This is a genomic window from Streptomyces reniochalinae, from assembly GCF_003323735.1.
Taxonomy (GTDB): Bacteria; Actinomycetota; Actinomycetes; order Streptomycetales; family Streptomycetaceae; genus Streptomyces; species Streptomyces reniochalinae.
Genome location: NZ_QOIM01000018.1, coordinates 184,354 through 205,206, shown reverse-complemented (window position 1 = coordinate 205,206; position 20,853 = coordinate 184,354). Strand labels below are relative to the sequence as shown.

The following is a 20,853-nucleotide window of genomic DNA, read 5'->3' as shown; positions in this document are numbered from 1 at the left end:
TGTCCACTCTCCGCGGCACGGCCGTTCGCGTGTCCGGGGGCCGGCGGTTCAGGGCAGCCTGACGACCTGCCCGGCGAAGACGAGCCCCGCGCCGAAGCCGATCAGCAGCGCGAGTCCGCCGCTGGGTGCCTTGCCGGCCGACAGCAGCTCCTCCATGGCCAGCGGGATGGAGGCGGCGGAGCTGTTGCCGCTGGTGACGATGTCCCGGGCGACGGCGGTGTGCGCGCTCAGGCCGAGCTGCTCGACGAGGTGGTCGGTGATGAGCATGTTGGCCTGGTGGGGGATGAACGCGTCGAGGTCGTCGACGGCCACCCCGGCCCGGCTCAGCATCTCCTGGGCGGCCGGCACCAGTTCGTTGGTGGCCCAGCGGTAGACCTTCCAGCCGGACATGGTGATGGCCGGCCGCTCGTCCGGGCGCAGGCCCGTGCCGTCGTGCCAGGGCGCGGTCATCTTCAGCGCCGCGTTCCGCGAGCCGTCCGCGCGCCAGACGACGGGTCCGATCGAGGGCGCGGGCGCGGGGCCGACGACGACGGCTCCGGCGCCGTCGGCGAAGAGGAAGGCGGTGTCACGGTCCTGGTGGTCGAGGATGTCGGTCATCCGTTCCGCGCCGATGACCAGGACGTGTTCGGCGCGTCCCAGCCGTACCTGGTCGCCGGCCAGGGCGACCGCGTGGCAGAACCCGGCGCAGGCGGCCGAGATGTCGAAGGCCGCGGCCCGCCGCGCCCCGAGGCGGTGCGCCACCTCGACGGCGAGGGCGGGCATCTGGTCCATGGAGGTGATCGTGGCGACGATGACCGTGTCGAGCTGGCCGGCGGAGACGCCGGCCGCGGCCAGCGCCTTCTCGGCCGCGGCCGTCGCCATCGTCGGCAGGGTCTCGCTCTCGGAGGCGTAGCGGCGCGAGCGGATACCCGAGCGGCGCTCGATCCAGTCGGGGTCGAGGCCGGTGCGCCCGGCGATCTCGGTGTTGTCCACGGACCGCTCGGGCCGGTAGGTGCCGACCCCCAGAAGGCGGCCGTGGTACAGGGATGCGGTGTCCCTGACAGCGGGCATGTTCGTCCTTTCCTGGCATGCGGACGGCCCGGCCTGCTTACCGGGGGCACGGGCCGGCGTGCGGAAGGCACGGGCGGCGCTGTGGCCCAGGGGCCGCCGCCCGTGCGGTGGGGAGGGTCAGCGGGCGGTCTTGGACGTGTGCCTGCGGCCCCAGCGGGTCGGGCCCCAGGGCTTGTAGGTGGAGACCGCCGTCATGAACACGAGAGAGCACAGGGCCAGGGCCGCCGAGCCTGCCATCGACCAGCCGACCCGGTTCAGTTCGGCGCCTCGCACCGCGGCGCCGGCCTCGACCAGCTCGTTGGCTTCGAGGATGTACTGGTGGATGACGCCGAAGCCGAGCATCATCACGCCCATCGTGACGAAGAACTTGACGGTCACCCACCGGCGGCGCATCAGCCCCCACTTGGTGCCGGCGCTGACCGTGATGCCGGTGATCAGGGCGAACATGCTGGTCATGCCGAGGAAGATCTCGTCGAGCAGCGACATGGTGCGGTACATCGCGGCCTGCTGCTCGGCGCTGCCGGTGGTGGCGCCGGCCACGGACATCGCGAACATGCCCGTCACCAGTCCCAGCCAGCCCACCGAGATGGCCACGTGCGTGGTCAGTACCGCCTTGCGCATCCGCTGCGGGATCGTCCTGGCCGTCCCGCGCACCTGGGCCATCCAGCGGTTCGCGGACGGGACGAAGAGCAGGACGAGACCGGCCACGGACGTCACCAGGCTGACGACGGCCAGGCCGCCCTGCAACGGCCCCACGAGCGGCCGCCCACCGATCTGGAGCAGTCCCGCGCCGGTGAAGGCGATGCCCAGGGAGGTGAAGATCGTCAACAGGACCCGGCCCCACTGCCGGCCGGCCCGCAGCATCTCGGCGAAGAACCCGAACAGCGCGCAGAACGCGATGGTCAGGACGAGGTCGCCGGTGGTGGCGGCGCCCGCCACACTGGTCTCCACCTGGTGGGCTATCTCGAAGACGTTGCTGGCGATGGCGGAGAGGGTCGCCACGATCACCATGAGGTAGGCCCAGCGCAGGGCGGTCGGCAGTCCGGCGGCCCGCGCGGCCGCGCCGGGGCCCGGAGGCCCGGCCGGTGCGGGGCGGCCCCGCCGGGATGCGGGTGCCGGCCGCCTCTCCGTCTGGTCAGTCGTACTCACCGTCGCGCCTCCTTGGGGCCGGGCGCGGGAGCCCGTCGCTCGGGGCCTTCGACGCGCCGTCGGTTAGCGGGTTGTGGCGCGGTCAGCCTCGCGGGGAGGGCTCGAAGGCCGCTCGAAGGCCGGTGGACGGGCGCGGGCGCGGGTGGCGCCTCGTCACTCGCCGGCGGCGTCGTCCAGTGAGCGCACGAACTTGGTGAGCAGGCGTGCGAACTCCCGCTGCTCGCCCGCGTCCCAGTCCCCCAGCACGTCGGAGTAGAAGAGCTGCCGCGTCCGGTGGGCGGCGGCCACGGCTTCCTCGCCCGTCGCGGTCAGCTCAAGGCAGCTTCTGCGGCCGTCCTCCTGCGAGGCCACCCGGCGTACGAACCCCGATCTGACGGCTTCGGCGACGATCCGGCTGGCCCGTGAGGGGTCGATGGCGAGCCGGTCGGCGACGAACCCGACCGTGACGTCGCGGCTGCTGTCGCCCGCGCCCTCGTCGACGGCGTCGATGACGGCGAGCGTGTTGAGCTCCACCGGTTCGTCGAGGTCGTTGACCACGGGCCGGGCGAGGCTGCGCCGGGACTGGCGGCGGCGAATCCGGATCATCGCCGCCTCGATGGCCGACAGCACGGTCTCGTCGACCTTCTCGTGGCTTCCGCCCGGCGCCGGGGCGTGCGGCTGGCTTCCTTCGTCCTTCGTCACGCTCCCGAGGCTACTGGCATCCGTGTAGCAGGCATATTGATGGGTGGCCATCGTAGGTGCTGTTGTCATTCATGTGCTTCTCACACATAATTGACGATGCCATGCGACGCGCCCCGCGTCCCCGTCCGAAGGAGAAGGAACGCCATGTCCGCATCCCACTCCGCCACCCGCACCGTCAGCCCCGTACGCACCCGCGCTCTCGCCGTGGTGGGCGCCGTGGTGCTCGCCGCACTCATCTGGGTGCTCGCCGACCCGGTCCTCGGCGTCGACCTGCGGACCCCCGACGGCCCCGGCTCCACCACCACCAGCGAGCTGGCCCTCCCCGTCGTGATCGTCTCGGTGGCCGTGCTCTCCCTCGTGGGCTGGGGCCTGCTCGCCCTCCTGGAGCGGCTGACCGGTCGGGCACGCACCGTGTGGAGTGCCATCGCCTGCGCCGTGGTGGTGCTCTCGCTGTTCGCGCCGCTGTTCTCCGCCGGCCTGTCGGGCGGCAACCGCGTCGCGCTCGTCTGCCTGCACCTGGCGGTCGGCGCCGTCCTCATCCCCGCGTACCGCAAGGACGCACGCCAGGGGTGAGGAGAGCCGCACCACGCAAGGACCAGCGCCTCTCCACGCCACTTCGAGCGGGCCGCACAACTCTTGACGCCCAGGCACCGCAAGGTCACGGAAGGAGATCGCCGCATGTGCGGAATCGCAGGTTGGGCCGTCCGCCAGGACGCCAGGACCCGTCAGGACCCGGGGGTCGCCGCGTCCATGGCGCACACGATGGCCTGCCGGGGGCCCGACGCCGCCGGAGCGTGGAGCCGCGGGCACGTCACGCTGGTCCACACCCGGATGGCCGTCATCGACCTGAGCGGCGGGCGCCAGCCCATGGCCTCCGACGAGAGCGAGGAGCCCGCGGCGACCCTCACCTACTGCGGAGAGGTCTACAACTTCCGCGAGTTGCGCGGCGAACTGAGCGGCCGGGGCCACCGCTTCCGCACCCGCAGCGACACCGAAGTGGTGCTGCGCGCGTACCTGGAGTGGGGCGAGAGATGCGTGGAGCACCTGGAGGGGATGTTCGCGTTCGCCGTCTGGGACGCGCGCGACCGTTCACTGTTCCTGGCCAGGGACCGGTTCGGCATCAAGCCGCTCTCCTACGCCCCCACCCGCGACGGACTGGTGTTCGGCTCCGAACCCAAGGCCCTGCTCGCCCACCCGGACGTCAGCCCCACCGTGGACCTCGAAGGACTGCGGGTCCTGTTCTCGATGGCGCGGGCGCCGGGCGAGAGCGTCCACCGCGACATCCGCGACCTCCCGCCAGGCCACACCCTGCGCTACGGCCCCGGGGGCGAGCTGTCGCTGCGGCGGTACTGGCAGCTGGAGGCCCGTCCGCACGAGGACGGCCTCGACCGGACGATCGGCCAGGTGCGCGAACTGCTGGAGAGCAGCGTCACCGAGCAGTTGGTCTCCGACGTGCCGCTGAGCGTCATGCTCTCCGGCGGCCTGGACTCCAGCAGCGTCGCCGCTCTGGCCGCGGGCGCCCTGGCCGTGCAGGGTTCGGGCCCCGTCCGCACCACGACCGTCACCTACAGCGGCTACAGCGACAACTTCCAGCCCGACCTCGTGCGCAGCGCCCCCGACTCCCCGTACGCGCGGGCCGTCGCCGAACACGTCGGCGCCGAACACCTGGAGATCGAGCTGACCACCGCCGACCTCCTCGATCCGGTCGCCCGCCGCACCGTGCTGCGCGCACAGGACGTGCCGGCCCCCTTCGGCGACATGGACACCTCCACCTACCAGGCGTTCGCCGGCGTACGGGGACACTCCAAGGTCGCGCTCACCGGGGAGAGCGCCGACGAGATCTTCGGCGGCTACAGCTGGGTGCACATCCCCGACCTGGCCTACGAGGAGCAGTTCCCCTGGGTCGCGTTCGAACAGTGGCACCCGGGCACCCGCCAGGGGCTGGGGCAGGGGCTCCTGTCCCCCGCCTTCAAGAAACGGCTCGACATGGGCACCTACTACGCGGAGCGCTACGCGCAGGCGATGGCCCACATACCCAGGCTGCCCGGCGAGGAGGCGGAGGAGCGGCGCGCCCGCGAGGTCTGCCATCTGCACCTGACGCACTGGCTGCCGCGGCTGCTGGAGCGCAACGACCGGCTCAGCATGATCTCCGGGCTGGAGGTGCGCGTGCCCTTCTGCGACCGCAGGATCGTCCAGTACGCCTACAACATCCCCTGGGAGTTGAAGACCTACGACGGGCGCGAGAAGAGCCTGCTGCGCGCGGCCGTCCGCGACCTGCTGCCCGAGATGGTCCTCGACCGTCCCAAGGCGCCCTTCCCGGTCAGTCAGGACCTGACCTACACCAAAGCGCTGCACCAGGAGTTCGCGGACGTGCTGGCCGACCCCGCCTCGCCGGTGCTGCCCATGCTGGACACCGAGGCGGCCCGTGCCGTGGTCGCGCACGGCGGGGCCGAGGTGCAGGACTGGCTGCACCGGATGAACATCGAGATGGTGCTCCAGGTCAACTCCTGGCTCCTGACGCTCGGGGACGACCTGGACCTGTGACCGACCCGGCCGTCCCCGCGCACGCCGCGTCCCAGGGTGGCGCCGTAGGGCACCCCCTGCGACGCGGGCGCTCAGACGCAGGTGTCGGCGGGCTGCATGGCGCGCAGCGCCATACGGACCAACGGCGCCATGCGGTACTGGAAGAACCGCTCCGTGTGCGGGTCGGTCGCCCGGTCCACGCCCAGGATGAAGAACTCGACCAGCTCCTCGAGGAGTTCCTCGGTCTCGTCGGCGCCCTTGCCCAGCGCCCTGGCCGCCGCCTCCACGGTGAGATCGCCGGTTAACGCCCACGCCAGCGCGGCCAGAGCGTCCCTGAGCCGGGGTTCGAGCCGGCCGCAGCGGCGCAGCACGTGGTGGAAGGGGTGCGGTCTCTGCTGGGCGACGACAGCGGGACGCTCGCGGCTCAGCCAGTCGATGAGCCGGCGGACCGACCAGTGCGGCCGCAGGGCCAGCAGCCCCGCCGCCTCCAGCATCGGCCCCGGCAGGTCCCCGCACAGGTCGAGCATCATGCGGACACCGGGCGCGTCGGCCAGCGCACGCTCCCGGCCGAGCGCCGACCAGAACAGCTCCTGCGCCCGCTGGCGCCCCAGCGGCGGAAGGTCCATGCGGGCCCGGAACTGGCTGCCGTACAGACGCCGGTAGCCGGCCACCAGCACGGCGGACCCCGAGCCGACCGGCAGCAGGTCGGCGACCTGGCTGGTGGCCGCCACATCGTCCACGACCAGCAGCACGCGGCGCTCGGCGGTCCACGCGTGGAACACGCGGGCGCGGTCGGCACGGTGGGGCGGCAGCTCCGAGCGCCGGTAGCCGACCGCCTCCAGGAGGCGGGCCAGCACCTCCTCGACGGGCAGGGGGTCCGCCGGGTCGCCGAACGAGACGTAGAGCTGCCCGTCGGGGAACGCGTCGGCCAGCCGGTGGGCGAGGTGGACGGTGAAGGCCGTGGTGCCCGCGCCGGGCGCGCCGGAGACGGCGACGCACCGCGGCCCGTCCGGCTCCTGCGGCTCGGCGAGCATCTGGCGTACGTGCAGCAGGTCGGCCTCCCGACCCACCAGCGGGGTGTCGGCGGGGAGGTTCACCGGCGGGTCGCCCGCGGGCGCGCCCCGCACGGCCGTCCGCTCGGCGGGCAGGTCGAGCCCCCGGTCCCCGGCCAGTACCTGCTGGTGCAGCCGCTGGAGCTCCGAGCACGGCTCCAGGCCCAGCTCCCGGGTGAGGACGCGGCGGATGCGCTGGAACACCTCGAGGGCCTCGGGACGCCGTCCCGCCCGGTAGAGCGAGAGCATCAGCTTGGCGTGCAGCCCCTCGCGGGTGGGGTTGTCGGCGGCGAGCGCGGTCAGCTCGCTGATCAGGTGGTGGTGGCGGCCCAGAAGCAGGTCGGCGTTGATCCGCTCCTCCAGGACCTCGTAGCGCTTCTCCTCGAAACGCAGCGCGTCGATGCCCACGATCGGTCCCGGGGCCAGATCGCTGAGAGCGGGCCCCCGCCAGACGGCCAGGGCCCGCTCCAACAGGTCGGCGGCTTCCGCCACCACGCCTCTCTCCATGGCCTCCCGGCCGCGCGCGGCCAGTTCCCCGAACTCGTGGGCGTCCAGACATCCGGTGGGCAGCGCGAGGCGGTAGCCGCCGGGCGTGGTGAGCAGGCCCCGGGGTGACGCGCCGGCGCCGGGGAGCTGGGGATCGCACAGCCCGGGCAGTTTGCGCAGTTGGTAGATGTAGGTCTGGAGCGTGGTCGCCGCGCTGGAGGGGGGGCGCTCCTCCCACAGCTCGTCGACGAGTTGGTGCAGTGCGACCGTCGTGTTGGCCCGCAGGGCCAACAGCGCGAGAACTTGTCGGACCTTCGGTGCGGATGGCGTGATGTGAACGCCGGCGTGGACGACTTGCAGAGTTCCGAGCAACCCGATCTGCAGCACTGGCCCTCCCGTTGGTTTGCATCATTCGTACGGCCTGATGCACTTCGTGAGCCTGCGGTCGATCACTTGACTTCCGCTTGAGTGCTGCTCGACAGCAGGCACGCGACATTCGCGGCTCCACCCCCCGGTTGAACACCGCCCCCTGACACCCAATGCTACAGACACTTACATGCGAATGACATACAATTGCCAAGAGTCCATACATGACCTTCAGCGGGTGGTGGAGCCACGTGGAGGCCGACCGATCGCGCCGGGAGCGTCGACGCACCGTCGCCCCGCCCCCGCCCGAACCCCGTCGGCCGCCGCGCCCGGGCCTGGCCACCGACCGACGACGGACGGAGAGAGCCCGATGACCGACACCGGACCAGGCCGGTCCCCCAGACCTGCGGACACCGCACCGCCGCCCCCGCGCTCCCTGCCGCCCAGGTTCCCGCTGCTCCTCGCCGCCCTGCTGCTGACCAGCGCGATGTCGATGCTCGACCAGTCGATCGTCGCCACCGCGGGGCCCAGCCTGACCGGCGATCTGGGCGCCCTGGACCTCTACAGCTGGACCTTCACCGCGTACATGCTGACCTTCAGCGTGGCCATGCCCGTGTACGGAAAGCTCGGCGACCTCTTCGGCCGCCGCGCGGTCTACCTGACCGCCATCGTGCTCTTCCTCGCGGGTTCGGTGGCCTGCGGCGCGGCCGGTTCCATGGGCCAGCTCATCGTCTTCCGCGCCCTCCAAGGGCTCGGCGGCGGAGGGCTCCAGGTCAGCGCGTTCTCCGTCCTCGGCGACCTGATGCCACCGCGCCAACGGGCCAAATACCAGGGGTGGTTCGCCGGTGTCATGGTCATCGCCAACCTCGCGGGCCCGCTGGCCGGCGGCTTCCTGACCGACCAGCTCGGCTGGCGGTGGATCTTCCTCATCAACGTGCCGCTGGGCCTGCTCGCCATGGCGGGCATCAGGATCCTGCTGCCCACGACCGCCCGCAAGGCGGCCCGGCCCCGCATCGACCACGCCGGTACGGCGCTGCTGACCGGAGTCATCGTCTGCCTCGTCCTGGTGACGGACCTGGCCGGCCGCTACGGCTGGGGCCACCCCGCCGTCTGGAGCCTGGCCGCGGGCGCCGTCGCGCTGGGCGCGGTGTGGGTACGCCACGAGCGGCGCGCGGCCGAACCGATCGTCCCGCTCGGGCTCTTCGGCGACCGGACGTTCACCATCTGCGTGGTGGTCGCCTTCGCCGTCAGCTTCGCCTTCTTCGGCTGCGTCAACTTCGTACCCCTCCTCTTCCAGACCGTCGAAGGCGTGAGCGCCACCCGCACCGGACTCCTCTTCCTGCCCGCGATGATCGGCATGGCCGTGGCGACGGTCGTGGCAGGACAGGTGATCGGCAAGACCGGGCGCTACAAGTGGTTCCCGGTCGCCAGCACAGCGCTGGCGACCGGCGCCGCGGGCCTGATGTCGCTGACCTCCGCGGACACGGGCACAGCGACGTTCAGCCTCCTGCTGGCCGTCATGGGCATCGGGGTCGGACTCTCCTCGCAGGTGACGACACTCGTCGCCCAGAGCACCGCGCCGCGCGCCCACATAGGCGTCAGCACCTCCACGGTCGGCCTCGCCCGCAACCTCGGTGTCGCCTTCGGCGCCACCGTCTTCGGCTCCCTGCTCAACGCACGCCTGGCCGGCGAAGCGGCACGCCTGCTCCCCTCGGACGTGGCCGACCAGGTGGTGGGCGGCTCCCTCGAACCCCGGAAGATCGACACCCTCGACCCGCAGACGGCCTCCGCGGTGGCCGACGTCTACAGCAGCGCCCTGTCGACCGTCTTCCTCTCGGCCGTACCGGTCCTCCTGATCGGCCTGGTGCTCGCGCTGCTGCTCAAGGACGTCAGGCTGGAGGCACGCGGCCCGGGAGGGTCCGGGGGGCACGGGGGTCCGGAGGTCTCCGACGGCGCCTCGGCGGGCGGCGCGGGCGCGGGCGGCGCTACGGGCACCGACGCCCCCGAAGGACCGGCGAGGGCCTGACCGCGGCCCGCGCCGCGCCTCGCCTCGCTCGCGACGTTCTCGAGCGGGCGTCGAGCCGGCCGTGCCAGCCTCGCCCGCATGCCTGACGACGAGACGCGCGGGACGAGTCCGCGCAGCGGGTTTCTGCGGGGCCGGCGGGGCTGGGGGTTCGGCACCTGGCTGACCTGGCTCCTCCCGTACCCACTCACCCTCCTCCCCGAGGCCCCGCACGCCCCGGCGGAACCGGTCCCGGGGCCGGGACCGGGACCGGAGCCGGGACCGGCAACAACGCCGGAACTCGGACCGGAACCGCACATCGTCGGTGTCGGGATCGACGTGGCGGGGATAGCACGGTTCGGTCTGGCACTCCAGCGCAGCCCGGGCCTCGCCGACCGGCTGTTCACCCCGCGGGAACGGGCGCTGCCCTCGGGAACCCCGCGCGGTACGGCCTCCCTGGCGGCACGCTTCGCGGCCAAGGAGGCGCTCGCCAAGGCACTCGGCGCACCGAGCGGCCTGCGCTGGCACGACGCGGAGGTCCGTACGGGCCCGACGGGCCGCCCGAGCCTGCGCGTGACCGGAACCGTCGCCGCAGCGGCGGCACGGCACGGCATCGGCGCATGGCACCTGTCCCTCACCCACGACGCCGACGTCGCCTCTGCCGTGGTGCTCGCGACCGCCTGACCAGAGGCGCTCCAGCGTGAGTCGAGAGATTCTCGAGCCGGCCCCGGCACAGTGCATGACGGGGCGCGGCGCCTGCGGCCTGGCGCGCGCCCTCGACGGCGGGAGGGACGCGGCGTTTCCCCGTGGCGCAGTGTCCCACCCGCCCCTTCGGCCAGCCTCGCTCCCGGCCGCAGAGAGCGTCACCGGGATCGCCGGCGCCGGGCCGCTGGCCACGCCCTCACAGACCCCGGTCGGCACCACCCCGCCCCGGCGACCACCAGCAGCAGCCACACACCGCCGGATCCACCACCACGTGCGGCGTGAACCCCCTCTCGCAACCCCGTGGTTCGAAGGCCGCGCTCTTGCACTGACGGTTCCCGGACCGCGAGGGGCGACCGGCCTGGCGGGCCGTGGAGCGGGCGGGCCCGCTCCGACCACCACGGCGACCGAGAGAGCCGGTCCCGCTCGGGCCGTCAGGACGCCCGGGGGGCCTCCAGGTCGTAGACGAGCAGGCCGTCCTCGCGTAGGCGGGCGCCGGGGGTGGGCGGGTGGTCGGTGAGGCGGCCGTCGTGGGCGAGGTGGCGGACGGGGTGGCCGCGGGCCAGGACGGCGAAGTCGGCGATGAGCCGGCGGTGGCAGCGCCACCAGACCGACTCGCCGCACATGACGGCCGTGGTGGCCTGCGACGCCTCGTCGAGCAGGTCGTCCATGGCGGCGAGGAAGTCGGGGTCGCGGGTGTGGCCCGCGTAGCCGCGGAAGGACGCGTTGCGCCAGAAGGTGTCGGGCGAGTCGGGGGCGGCCCGTCGGAAGCCGCCGAGCCGCTTGTCCCAGCGGTAGCCGATCCCTTCGGCGGGCAGCCAGTCGCTCAGCGCGTCACGGTGCACGTCGGGGTTGCGGCGGCTGCCGGGCGCGGTGCGTACGTCCACGAGGCGCCGCACCCCGGCACCGTGCAGCAGCCGGGTCAGCTCCTCGCGCCCCGCGGTGCCGTGCCCCAGGGTCAGCAGCGGTGGTACGTGCTCCACGGCTCCCAGGATGGCACCCGGGGCCGGCCGGCGCCTCACGACGCACCTGACCCGAGCCCCGTGCCCCCGCGCCAGACCGCCCCGCACCCTTTCGGCATGCGGGGCGGGACGGCTTGACCAAGCCTCGGGCAAGGCGTCTAACGGCCCCTCCGGCGGATTCGAGTACAGCCTTTGGCAGCCGCTTCCCCTGCCGCGAACGGTCCGGTCTCGGCACACGACGCCCGCGGTATGGCCGGGAGCACCTACCGGCCCCCGCCGTGTAGGGCGGCGGGGAGTGGCTGCTCGGCCCACGCGAAAAGCCGGACCCTCTCAATCGCCCGGTGTCGGGTCGACGCGGTCGATGTCGGCGCGGCGGACGACCGCGCGCCCGACCTCTCCCGCGCGCCTGACCAGCGCGGGGCCGTCCCAGTGCGGGGGCCAGCCGCGCCACAGGCGCAGGCGGCCCGCGACGACGACGGCGGTGAGCTGGTCGCGGCCGGCGAGCCGCACCAGTTCCCACTCCAGGTCCCAGGAGGGGGTGAGCTCGGGGACGTCGAGGTCGACGAGGAGGAAGTCGGCGGCCTTGCCGACGGCGATCTGGCCCGTCTTCTTCTTCAGTCCGACCGCGTCGGCGCTGCCCGAGGTGGCGTGGTCGATCCAGAGCCGTCCGGCGCCGCAGACGGAGTCGCCGGTCGCCAGGCCCGAGGTGAGGCGCTGGCCGCTCTCGGCGGCGTCCACCATGCGGAAGCCGTCGCCTCGGGTGCCGTCGGTGCCGGTGCCGAACCGCACGTCCCAGGCGGCCATCGTCGTGGCCTGGGCGACGGCGTTGCCCTTCCACGCGCTGGCGACGGGGTTGTAGCTGATCGCGGCGCCCGTGTCGGCGAGCAGCTTGATCTCGTGGGGGCTGAGCAGCGTGGCGTGTGCGCCGAGCGTGGCCGGGCCGAGGGCGCCGACGTGGTGGAGGTGGGCGAGGGGGCGCCGGCCCACGGACTTGAGGGAGCGTTCGACGGCGGCCAGGTGCTCGTTGACGTGGGTCTGGAAGACGGCGCCCGCCTCCTCGCACATCCGCGCCGTCGCCTTGAGCACCTTCGCGGTGGCGTCCTCGGGCACCGGTATGGCCAGCGAGGGGTGGATGAGTTCGTGCCCGTCCCAGCGCTCCAGGTGTTCCTTGCCGCCCTTGCCGTCGGAGACGACCTTGCTGAGCACGCAGCGGATGCCGGCCTCTTCCGCGCCCTTGGCCACCACCTTCACGTCTACGGGGGCGCGGGTGCCGGCGTCGGCGACGGTGGTGAAGCCGCCGCGCAGCGACTCCAGCGCGGCCAGCTTCGCCGCCAGGTAGGCGCTCTCCTCGTCGAGCGCGTGCTCCAGCGGTTCCCAGACGGTCTTGAAGATCTCGGACGGCTGCCCGAACGCCTGTGCCTTGCCGAAGCTCTGCGTCAGATGGTGGTGGGCGTCCACGAACCCGGGCATGAGCAGGTGCCCTTCGAGCCGGACGGGTTCGAGGTGGGAGTGTCTGGCGGTGAGCTCGTCCGCGGGGCCGATCTCGCGGAAGACGCCCTTCTTCACGAGCACGGCGTGGCCCTTGACGACACCCTCGGGCAGCAGCACCCGATCGGGTACGAGCAGCAGCGTGTCCGCGTCGAAGACCTTGGGCCCGAGCTTCTCGCCCCCGCCCTCCGTGTCACGGTCCCGGGCGTGGGCCGGTGCCGCCGACGCACCGGCGAACAGGCCCGCGGCTCCGGTCGCCCCCGCACCGGCGAGAAACCTGCGCCGGGCGAGGTCGTCGCGCCTTCCCTCCGGGTGCTCTGGCCCGCCCGTTTCCGGCTCGGCCGCGCCGGGGGCCGCCGCACCGCCCGTGCCCGGGGCACGCTCTCCGCCAAGACCTCGGGCACCCTCGTCGCCAAGACCTCGGGTCCGCTGCTCGCCCCCGCCCCGGGCCCGCTCCTCGCCCCAGTCCCGGCCCCGTTCGTCGCTCGTTTCCGGGGCACGGTCCGTCGCCGTCCGCCGTTCCGGTATCGCCTCGTCCGCCACCGCACACCCCTTCGGCTGATCTTGCTCCGGGAAGGCCACGACCCTAGAGGAGCTCACGGTGCGGAACAAGGCTTCCGGGATACGGGATACGTGGGGTACAGCGGTGTCAGTCAGTGAGAACGACGCCGAAGGTGTCGGCCAGCCCCGCGCGGCCCGCCTCGGTGAGGTGGACGGCGCGGCTGGCGGGTGCGCGGGTGAGCCAGCCGAGCGTGAGCAGCCGGTCGTGCAGGCCGCGTCCGAGGGCGCCGGAGAGGTGGTGGCGCTGCTCGCTCCAGTCGACGCAGTAGCGGACGGCCGCGCGGCGCGGGGGCCAGGTCACGCCGAAAGCGGCCAGGAAGGTTTCGCCCTGGGGCGTCAGCCGGTAGTCGATGTCGTGTCCGGAGCCGGAGAGCCGGTCGCGTTCGGCCACCGAGGGGTCGAAGAGGCCGTCACCGCCGACGAGGTGGCCCTTCTCCAGCAGGACGCGCATCAGCTCCACGCCGAGCCGTCCTGCCAGGTGGTCGTAGCAGGTGCGGGCCCTGCGCAGCGCCTGGGCGCGGGTGTGCCGGCGCAGCGAGCGGACGGGCTGGGCGGGCGAGAGCTGGGCGAGCGTCTCCAGCAGCCGGGCGACGTGCTCCCCGGCGAGCCGGTAGTAGCGGTGCCTTCCGTGCCGCTCCACGGTCAGCATCCCCGCGTCGACCAGCTTGCGCAGATGGCCGCTGGCGGTGGACGGCGCGACCCCGGCCTCGGCGGCGAGCAGCGTCGCGGGCAGCGCCCTGCCGTCGTCGAGCGCCAGCAGCACCCGGCACCGCCCCGGATCGGCCAGCAGCGCGCCGACGGCGGCGAGGTCGGCGTCGCCCCGGTGGGCAGCCACCGCATTGTGCGTTTCCTCGTGCGGCGCGCCGCCGGACGAGGGGCGGGCGGCCGTGCCGGTCGTCGCGGGGCGGGGAGCCGCGCCGGAGCGCTCCCTGGGGGAGGTCTTCACCCGTCCAGGGTAGGGACCCCGCATTTCGGCGTACGGCGAAGCGTCGCGGCGTACGACGAAGCGGCTCGACGCGCACCGGAGCATCGCGCCGTACGGCGAAGCGGCTCGACGCGCACCGGAGCATCGCGCCGTACGGCGAAGCGGCTCGACGCGCCCGAGCGACCGTGCGGTCGGCCGCACACAGGCCGAAGGCGCACACAAGCGGCGGCCGCACGGAGGCCGCGGCCGCACAGTGCGCCGGCGCCTGGACCGCACGGGGCCGGCCCGTGGCACCGGTGGGGACGGTGACACGGGCCGGCGTCTGGGGCGGGCGGAGGGAGGAGGGGGTCAGCCCAGGCGGCCGACGTTCAGCAGGGCGTTGGGCGAACCGGAGCCGGGGTTGCCGACCACGCCGGTCTCCGCGTTGCCGACGAGGGCGTCCCCTACCTGGCCCGGCGAGGCGCTCTGGTGCGCGGACAGGTAGAGCGCCGCGGCGCCCGCGGCGTGCGGGGTGGCCATGGAGGTTCCGCTCATGGTCGTGGAACCGCCGCCGTTGCGGGTGGAGGTGATGCTGCCGCCCGGCGCGAACAGGTCGAGGCAGCGGCCGTAGTTGGAGAAGGACGACCTGCCGTCGCCGCGGTCGGTCGAGCCGAGGGTGAGGGCTTCCGGCACCCGTGCCGGGCTGGTGTTGCAGGCGTCGCTGGAGTCGTTGCCTGCCGCCACGGCGAAGGTGACGCCGCTGTCGATGGCGCCCTGGACGGCGTTGTCCACGGACGTGCTGGCGCCGCCGCCCAGGCTCATGTTGGCGACGGAGGGGCCGCTGTGGTTCCGCGCCACCCAGTCGATGCCGCCGATGACCTGCGACCACTCGCCCGAGCCCTGGCAGTTGAGCACCCGCACCGCGACCAGGTCGACGTTCTTGGCCACGCCGTAGGAGCGGCTGCCGACCGTGCCGGCGACGTGGGTGCCGTGGCCCTGGCAGTCGCTGGCGTCGCTGTCGTTGTCGATGAAGTCGTAGCCGCTGCCGGCGCGGCCGCCGAACTCCGTGTGCGTCATGTCGATGCCGGTGTCGACGATGTAGGCGGTCACACCCGAGCCGTCGTTCGGGTAGCTGTAGGAGTCGTCGAGTGCGCCGTCGACCCGGTCGATGCCCCAGGAGGGCGGACTGGGCTGTGTCCCGGTGGTGTGCGCCCTGCCGTCGGCCTCGACGTACTTGACGCCCGGCGCCGCCGCGAGCTTCTCGGCCTGTGCCTCGGTGGCGCGGAAGGAGAAGCCGCGGAAGGCCGCCGAGTACACCTGGCCGACCGTGCCGCCGTAGGCGTCGGTGAGCCGTTCGGCGGTGGCGCGGGCCTGGGTGCGCGCGGTGGCGGACACCGATGCCTGGCCGTCGAGCGCAACGATGTACTGGCCGGATATCGCGCCGGGCGCGGAGGCGCCGCGGATGGTGCCCTGCTGTGCGTCGGGGGTGGACGCGCCGGCGGTGGCGGCTCCGCTCAGCCCCAGCGCCGTCGCGGTCAGCGCGCCGATGCCCAGGGCTGTGAGGCGTCTGCTGCGCGTACGAGTACCCATGGATACTGCTCCTCGTCGTGGGGGTCGGGGCGGGCGGGGGGCGCCCGTCCGTCTGGCCCACACCCTCGGTCCGCCGCCGGAGCGAAACAATCCGGAACGTCATAGGTAGGGGTACGTATTCGCACGGTGAACGCACGCCGTGGAACGGCGGGTTCAGGCCACGGCGTCGCTCAGCCGTGCGCAGCGCCCTCGCCCCGCGTGGACGGCCCACCGCCCTCGAACGGCACGCCGCCCTCCGGTGACTCCTCCCACGCCGGGCGCGTCGTGGCCACCTGCGCGCGCGAGGCCACGTTCAGCTTGCGCAGCACCCGCGCCACGTGCTGCTCGACGGTGCGCGGGGACAGGAACAGCACCTCGGCGATCTCGCGGTTGGTGCGGCCGAGCGCGACCAGCCGCGCCACCTCCGCCTCCCGCGGGGAGAGTGCGCCCCCGTAGCCGCGCCGCCCCCGGCGCGAGGGCACCACCCGCCCGTTCTGCCGCAGAGCGCGGCGGCAGCGCGCCGCGTCCCGGATCGCGCCGAGCGCCCCGAACTCCTCCGCCACCTCCGCCAGCGCGCTGCTGCCGGAACCCTCGCCCGCGGCCAGCAGGTTGCGCGCGGCGGCCTCCCCCGTGCGGGCGGCGGAGTAGGGCTGCGGCAGCGCGGCGTAGGCGGCGCGTGCCGCGGTGAACGCCTCGACGGCCTCCTTGTGGCGCTCTTGCGCGGTGGCGAGGATGCCCTGGCAGGCCCGGTGCGCCGCGGCGGCCAGCGGAGCGTCGCGCCCGGCGAGCCGCTCGCCGAACTCCACGGTCAGCGCCGCCGCCTCCGCGTGCCGCGCCCGGCGCACGAGCGCGGCGACCGCCATCGGCGTCAGGTCGGCCGCCCACGTCCAGATGCCCTTCTTGCGGATGCGCGCCACCGCGCGCAGCGCCTCGGCGCAGCCGGCCTCCGTGTCGCCGCACGCCATCCTGAGCCTGGCCAGGGCCGCTGAGGCGGCGGCCAGTATGGTGGCCGGCGCGTTGGCGGGGTCGGCCGGGCCCGCGTCCCGCAGCCTGGCCTCGGCCTCCTCCCACTCGCCGCGCGCCGACGCCAGCAGGCCCAGCACCAGGTGGGCGTCGGCGGCGATACCGGAGACCCCGCCGACCAGTCCCAGCGCGTTGCGGGCCCGCTCGGCGAGCCCGTCCCAGTGGCCGGTGTACCAGGCCAGGCGCAGCGCGGTGCCCTCGACGATGCTCTCCAGGTACGGGGCTCCGCACTCGGCGGCGAGACGGCGGCCCTCCAGCCGGTAGCGGCGGGCGGCCTCGTAGTGGCCCAGGCAGGTGGCCGCGTCCGCGATGTTGCCGCAGGCGCGGGCGACCTCGCGGCGCTCGGCGACGGTCCTGCACTGGCCCAGCAGCGCTTCGGCCTGCTCCCACGCGGTGGGCGATCCCGTGGACAGCCGCAGGGAGAGGTGGTTGCCGCGCACGGCGATGCGCAGCGCGCCGTCCGTGCGGGCGGCGACCAGTTCCTCGGCCCGCTCGATCCACCGCTCGTGGACGTGGAGCGGTTCGTCTCCCCAGCTGGGCATGGCCAGTGCGGCCATGCCGCGGGCGGCGAGGGCGGGCCGCTCGCGCAGCTCGGCGACCGCTGTGGCGGTGTCGGCGCGCCCTTCCTGGTAGCGGCCGGCCTGGTTGTTGAGCAGCAGTCCGAGGTTGAGCCGGATCTCGCCGCGCAGCCCCTCGGGGAGCCCTGCGTCGCGCAGGACGCGGCGCAGCAGTCCGGTGGCACGGCGGTGGGCCAGGCCGACGGCGGCCTCCGTGGAGAGCCGGGCGGCGAGCCGGCCGCGTTCCCGCGTCGGCAACCGGTCGTCGCACAGCAGTTCCTCCAGCAGCTCCACCACGAGCGCGGTGTCTCCCATGGCGTGCGCGGCGTCGACGGCCTGCTCGCAGTACCGGTACCAGGCGCTCCAGTCGCCGCACAGCCGGGCGTGGTAGGCCAGCCGCACCAGCGGCTGCGGGTCCCTGCGGGCCAGCGCGGTCAGGGCCTGTCTGTGCAGCAGGTGGCGGTCGGGGCCCGGGAGTGTGGAGTAGACCGCCTGCTGGGCGAGGGTGTGCCGGAAGCCGTACCGTCCGCCGTCCTCCTCGTGGAGCATGCCCGCTTGCAGGGCCTCGCGGAGGGCGGCGCCCGCCGCGGGGGCGCGCCCGCCGGCACGCGGGTCAGGCCCGAAGGCGCCCATCACGTCCGCGATCAGGTCCTCCTCGGCCGGTACGCGTACCACCGCCGCGGCACGTACCGCGTCGGCGGCGGCGGTCGAGAGCTGCGCCATGCGGTCAGCGGTCGCCTCCAGGAGGAGCGCGGGGACGCGCATGTGCGCGAGCCCGTCCCAGTCGAGACGCTGCCCGCCGCGGGAGCCGGCCGACAGCACCCGCACCGTCTCCTCCAGCACGAAGGGGATGCCGGCCGTGGTGCGGTGCAGCTCGGCCGCCAGTTCCTCGGTCACGGGACGGCCGCCGGTCATGGCGGCCGTCAGCGCGGACACGGCCGCCGGATCCAGCGGGTGCAGGGGCACGCGGATCTCGGTGGTGCCGGGCGGGCAGCGGTGTGCCCGCCCCAACGGCAGCCCGCCCGCGGGCAGGTCCTCACGCCGGTAGCTGAGCACCAGCGAGAGTCCGGGCGGCGGGGCGTCGACGAGGAACCGCAGCAGGTCGCGCGTCCCGTCGTCCGCCCAGTGCACGTCCTCCACCACGACCACGGTGTCGCCGAGTGCCTCCAGCAGCGCGCGCACGGCGCGGAAGAGCCGGTGCTGGGTGGCCCGGTGGTCGGCCGGCGGATCGGGCGCGGGCGGCAGGACGGCGGCCAGCTCGGGCATGTAGGCGCGCAGCGCGCCGCAGACGGGGTTCAGCCGGGAGGGCAGGTCCTCGCCCAGTCCGCGCAGCAGGTCGACGACCGGGCCGTAGGGGAACGGCTCGCGCAGCGGCAGACAGCTGCCCGCCAGTACCCGCCGTCGCGGGGCACCGGGGCGCCCGGCGGCCCCGCGGAGCGCCTCGTGGATGAGCCGGGTCTTGCCGATGCCGGCCTCGCCCTCGACGAAGGCCACGGAGGGTGCGGTGGCGAGCGCCTCGCTCAGGGCGCCGAGTTCGTCCCGGCGGCCGACGAACCGGGAGGTCTGCGGGGATCTGAGAACCGCGTACGGCACGTGGCCACCTCCACCGCCACGATCGGTCCAAAGCGACGAAACGCGCGGACCGCGTGGGCGTTCAGGATTCGGACAGGGATCGGCGGTCAGCATCTTCCGTGTGTTGCCCGCCGACAACAAGCCCCACGGGCCTGAGCGCACCGGGTGGCCTCCCTCTCCGCCCGGCCATTCCCCGCGCCCGGTCCGTACGTTTCGCGGCGTTCGCGGTGGTAACTCCCGGATCGAGACGGTGACAGGACGGTGAGGGAGGCGGGAGGGTGGCGTGGGCAAGGACCGGAAGGTACGCAAGGGCGACCGGGTGTCCTGGGCGAGCCATGGGAGCCGCGCGGTCGGAACGGTGAAGCAGAAGATCACCGAGCGGAGGCGCGCGGCGGGGCGCACGGTGGACGCCTCGCCCGAGGAACCGCAGTACGAGGTGGAGAGCGAGAAGTCAGGCCGCCGGGCCGTGCACAAGCCCGGCTCGCTGCGGAAGAGGGACGGTGACTAGGCGTGGCCGTCTCGGACGACACGGTGATCGCTGAGTTCAACGAGGCCGTGAACATGACCCCCGCCCAGCTGGAGCGCTGGCTGGAGCGCGAGGAGTCCCGCCAGGTGGGGCAGAAGGACGGGGGCGGCGAGAGCACCGGGCACGCCTCGGGGCGGTACATCGTCGAGCTGCAACGGAAGAAGAAGGGCGAACTGACCGACGAGGACGTGGCCCACATGCGCAAGGTGGTCGGCTACGTCCGCCGTCACCTCGCCCAGCGCCCCTCGGGGGACGTGCGGGAGTCCCCGTGGCGCTACTCGCTGATGAACTGGGGCCACGACCCGTGCGGCGACGGCGGGAGCACCGGGTGAACGGGCTGCCCGCGCACAGCGACGTCGTCATCGTGGGGGCGGGCCTGGCCGGCCTGGCGGTGGCGCGGCGGCTGCGGGCGCGCGGGGTGGACGTGCTGGTCCTCGAAGCGGGCGACGGGGTGGGCGGGCGGATCCGCACCGACGCGGTGGACGGCTTCTTGCTGGACCGCGGGTTCCAGGTGGTCAACACCGCCTACCCGCAGCTCGCCCGGCACCTGGACGTCGGCCGGCTCGACCTGCGCGCGTTCGACAGGGCGCTGCGGGTGCACACCGGCGGCCGACAGGTGGAGCTGGGTGACCCGCGCCGTGATCCGCGCGCGGTACTCGAAGCGCTGGCCGCGCCGATCGGCTCGCCCGTGGCGAAGGCGGCGCTGGCCGCGCACGCCGCCGCCGTCGCCTACCTGCCGGCCCGCGTGCTGCTGCGCCGCCCAGACGTGCCCTCGGTGGCGGCGTGGCGGCGGCGCGGGATGGGCGGGACGCTCACCGAGACGGTGCTGCGCCCGTTCTTCACCGGTCTGACGTGCGACCCCGCACAGGTGACCTCCAGCCGGTTCACCGACCTGATGCTGCGGATGTTCGTGCGCGGTGAGGCCGGCGTGCCGGACGCCGGCATGCAGGAGATCCCCGAGCAGCTCGCCCGTCAGCTGCCCGAGGGGACGGTGCGGCTGCACACCGAGGTGCGGGAGGCCGGCCCCGGGCGGGTCGTGACCGACCAGGGCCCTGTCACCGCGCGTGCCGTGGTCGTCGCCACGGACGCGGCGAGCGCGGCCCACTTGGTGCCCACGCTCACACCCCCACGCTGGCGCGGCCTGACCACCTTCTACCACCGCCTGGACGGCGGCGCGGAGCGGGACGCGACCCTGCTGGTGGACGCCGACCCCTCGCCGGTGACCAACACCGTGCCCGTCAGCGCGGCCGCCCCCTCCTACGCGCCTTCGGGGGTGACCCTGCTGGCCACCACCACCGTCCACGAGGAGGGGAGTGCCGTGGCCGACGAGAGCCGCGTCCGCGCACGCCTCGCACGGCTGTACGACACCGAAAGCGGCGAGCTCGACCACGTGGCCACCTACACGGTGCCCCGCGCGCTGCCCGCCATGACCGCGCCGCACCGCTTCCGCCGCCCGCCCGTGGTCGGCGGCGTCGTGGTGTGCGGCGACCACCGGGCCACCAGCTCGCTGCAAGGCACCCTCGCCTCGGCGGAGCGGGCGGCGGACGCCGTCACGACCCGCCTGCGAGGCGGCACCGGATAGCGGAAGCCCCGGGGCCGCGGCCCCGGGCAGCGGCGGCCGCCGCCTTCGCGGCCATCCGGGTGACGCCGCCGCGCCGCCCAGCCCCGCGCCGCCCGGCC

16 protein-coding genes are annotated in these 20,853 nt (G+C 74.0%); 7 read left to right on the top strand and 9 right to left on the bottom strand.

Annotated elements, in window-relative coordinates:
* Positions 1–48: 48 nt before the first annotated feature.
* From DQ392_RS01755 to DQ392_RS01745, 3 genes are all read right to left on the bottom strand, one after another.
* Complete coding sequence (locus DQ392_RS01755) at positions 49–1,050, bottom strand: beta-ketoacyl-ACP synthase 3 (protein ID WP_114013645.1); 1,002 nt, start codon at positions 1,048–1,050, stop codon at positions 49–51.
* A gap of 117 nt (positions 1,051–1,167) precedes the next feature.
* Positions 1,168–2,199: a hypothetical protein gene (locus tag DQ392_RS01750; RefSeq protein ID WP_245981037.1), complete on the bottom strand. Its 1,032-nt coding sequence runs from the start codon at positions 2,197–2,199 to the stop codon at positions 1,168–1,170.
* A gap of 153 nt (positions 2,200–2,352) precedes the next feature.
* Positions 2,353–2,808 carry a MarR family winged helix-turn-helix transcriptional regulator gene (locus tag DQ392_RS01745; RefSeq protein WP_245981068.1) on the bottom strand — a complete coding sequence of 152 codons (456 nt, stop codon included), beginning with the start codon at positions 2,806–2,808 and terminating at the stop codon, positions 2,353–2,355.
* Between the two features lie 216 nt (positions 2,809–3,024).
* Here DQ392_RS01745 and DQ392_RS01740 point away from each other — a divergent pair, with 216 nt between their 5' ends.
* The gene (locus DQ392_RS01740; RefSeq protein ID WP_114013643.1) at positions 3,025–3,453 is read left to right on the top strand and encodes a DUF6069 family protein; all 429 of its coding nucleotides are present in this window, start codon (positions 3,025–3,027) and stop codon (positions 3,451–3,453) included.
* A gap of 105 nt (positions 3,454–3,558) precedes the next feature.
* Positions 3,559–5,424 carry an asparagine synthase (glutamine-hydrolyzing) gene (gene asnB, locus DQ392_RS01735; RefSeq protein ID WP_114013642.1) on the top strand — a complete coding sequence of 622 codons (1,866 nt, stop codon included), beginning with the start codon at positions 3,559–3,561 and terminating at the stop codon, positions 5,422–5,424.
* 71 nt (positions 5,425–5,495) lie between these two features.
* Here the strand turns inward: asnB and DQ392_RS01730 are convergent, their stop codons facing one another.
* Positions 5,496–7,328 carry an AfsR/SARP family transcriptional regulator gene (locus DQ392_RS01730; protein ID WP_114013641.1) on the bottom strand — a complete coding sequence of 611 codons (1,833 nt, stop codon included), beginning with the start codon at positions 7,326–7,328 and terminating at the stop codon, positions 5,496–5,498.
* 349 nt (positions 7,329–7,677) lie between these two features.
* On the opposite strand from DQ392_RS01730, the gene DQ392_RS01725 reads away from it, so the two are divergent.
* Positions 7,678–9,333 carry an MDR family MFS transporter gene (locus DQ392_RS01725; RefSeq protein WP_114013640.1) on the top strand — a complete coding sequence of 552 codons (1,656 nt, stop codon included), beginning with the start codon at positions 7,678–7,680 and terminating at the stop codon, positions 9,331–9,333.
* 294 nt (positions 9,334–9,627) lie between these two features.
* Positions 9,628–9,993: a holo-ACP synthase gene (locus tag DQ392_RS34960; RefSeq protein ID WP_245981067.1), complete on the top strand. Its 366-nt coding sequence runs from the start codon at positions 9,628–9,630 to the stop codon at positions 9,991–9,993.
* A 452-nt stretch (positions 9,994–10,445) separates the two neighbouring features.
* Here DQ392_RS34960 and DQ392_RS01715 read toward each other — a convergent pair whose 3' ends face one another.
* The 5 genes from DQ392_RS01715 to DQ392_RS01695 form a co-directional block, all read right to left on the bottom strand.
* Entirely contained in the window at positions 10,446–10,994 is a 549-nt protein-coding gene (locus DQ392_RS01715) for a DUF488 domain-containing protein (protein WP_245981035.1), read from the bottom strand.
* Between the two features lie 309 nt (positions 10,995–11,303).
* Positions 11,304–12,602, bottom strand: coding sequence for an amidohydrolase family protein (locus DQ392_RS01710; protein WP_114013704.1), 1,299 nt, complete (start codon positions 12,600–12,602; stop codon positions 11,304–11,306).
* Between the two features lie 508 nt (positions 12,603–13,110).
* Entirely contained in the window at positions 13,111–13,968 is an 858-nt protein-coding gene (locus tag DQ392_RS01705; RefSeq protein ID WP_342774893.1) for an ArsR/SmtB family transcription factor, read from the bottom strand.
* A 327-nt stretch (positions 13,969–14,295) separates the two neighbouring features.
* On the bottom strand, positions 14,296–15,516 hold the full coding sequence (locus DQ392_RS01700; RefSeq protein ID WP_181856229.1) for a S8 family peptidase: 1,221 nt from the start codon (positions 15,514–15,516) through the stop codon (positions 14,296–14,298).
* A 170-nt stretch (positions 15,517–15,686) separates the two neighbouring features.
* A complete protein-coding gene (locus DQ392_RS01695) occupies positions 15,687–18,668 on the bottom strand; it encodes an ATP-binding protein (RefSeq protein ID WP_114013638.1) in 2,982 nt (993 codons plus the stop codon).
* A 262-nt stretch (positions 18,669–18,930) separates the two neighbouring features.
* Here DQ392_RS01695 and DQ392_RS01690 point away from each other — a divergent pair, with 262 nt between their 5' ends.
* Genes DQ392_RS01690 through DQ392_RS01680 form a run of 3 tightly spaced genes read left to right on the top strand, consistent with a single transcriptional unit; the run spans position 18,931 to position 20,755 of the window.
* Complete coding sequence (locus DQ392_RS01690) at positions 18,931–19,155, top strand: hypervirulence associated TUDOR domain-containing protein (protein ID WP_114013637.1); 225 nt, start codon at positions 18,931–18,933, stop codon at positions 19,153–19,155.
* A 2-nt stretch (positions 19,156–19,157) separates the two neighbouring features.
* Positions 19,158–19,505, top strand: coding sequence for a DUF3140 domain-containing protein (locus tag DQ392_RS01685; protein ID WP_281272940.1), 348 nt, complete (start codon positions 19,158–19,160; stop codon positions 19,503–19,505).
* Positions 19,502–20,755, top strand: a complete 1,254-nt coding sequence (locus DQ392_RS01680) for an NAD(P)/FAD-dependent oxidoreductase (RefSeq protein WP_114013636.1) — start codon at positions 19,502–19,504, stop codon at positions 20,753–20,755. Before DQ392_RS01685 ends, DQ392_RS01680 begins: the two co-directional genes overlap by 4 nt.
* Positions 20,756–20,853 lie beyond the last annotated feature (98 nt).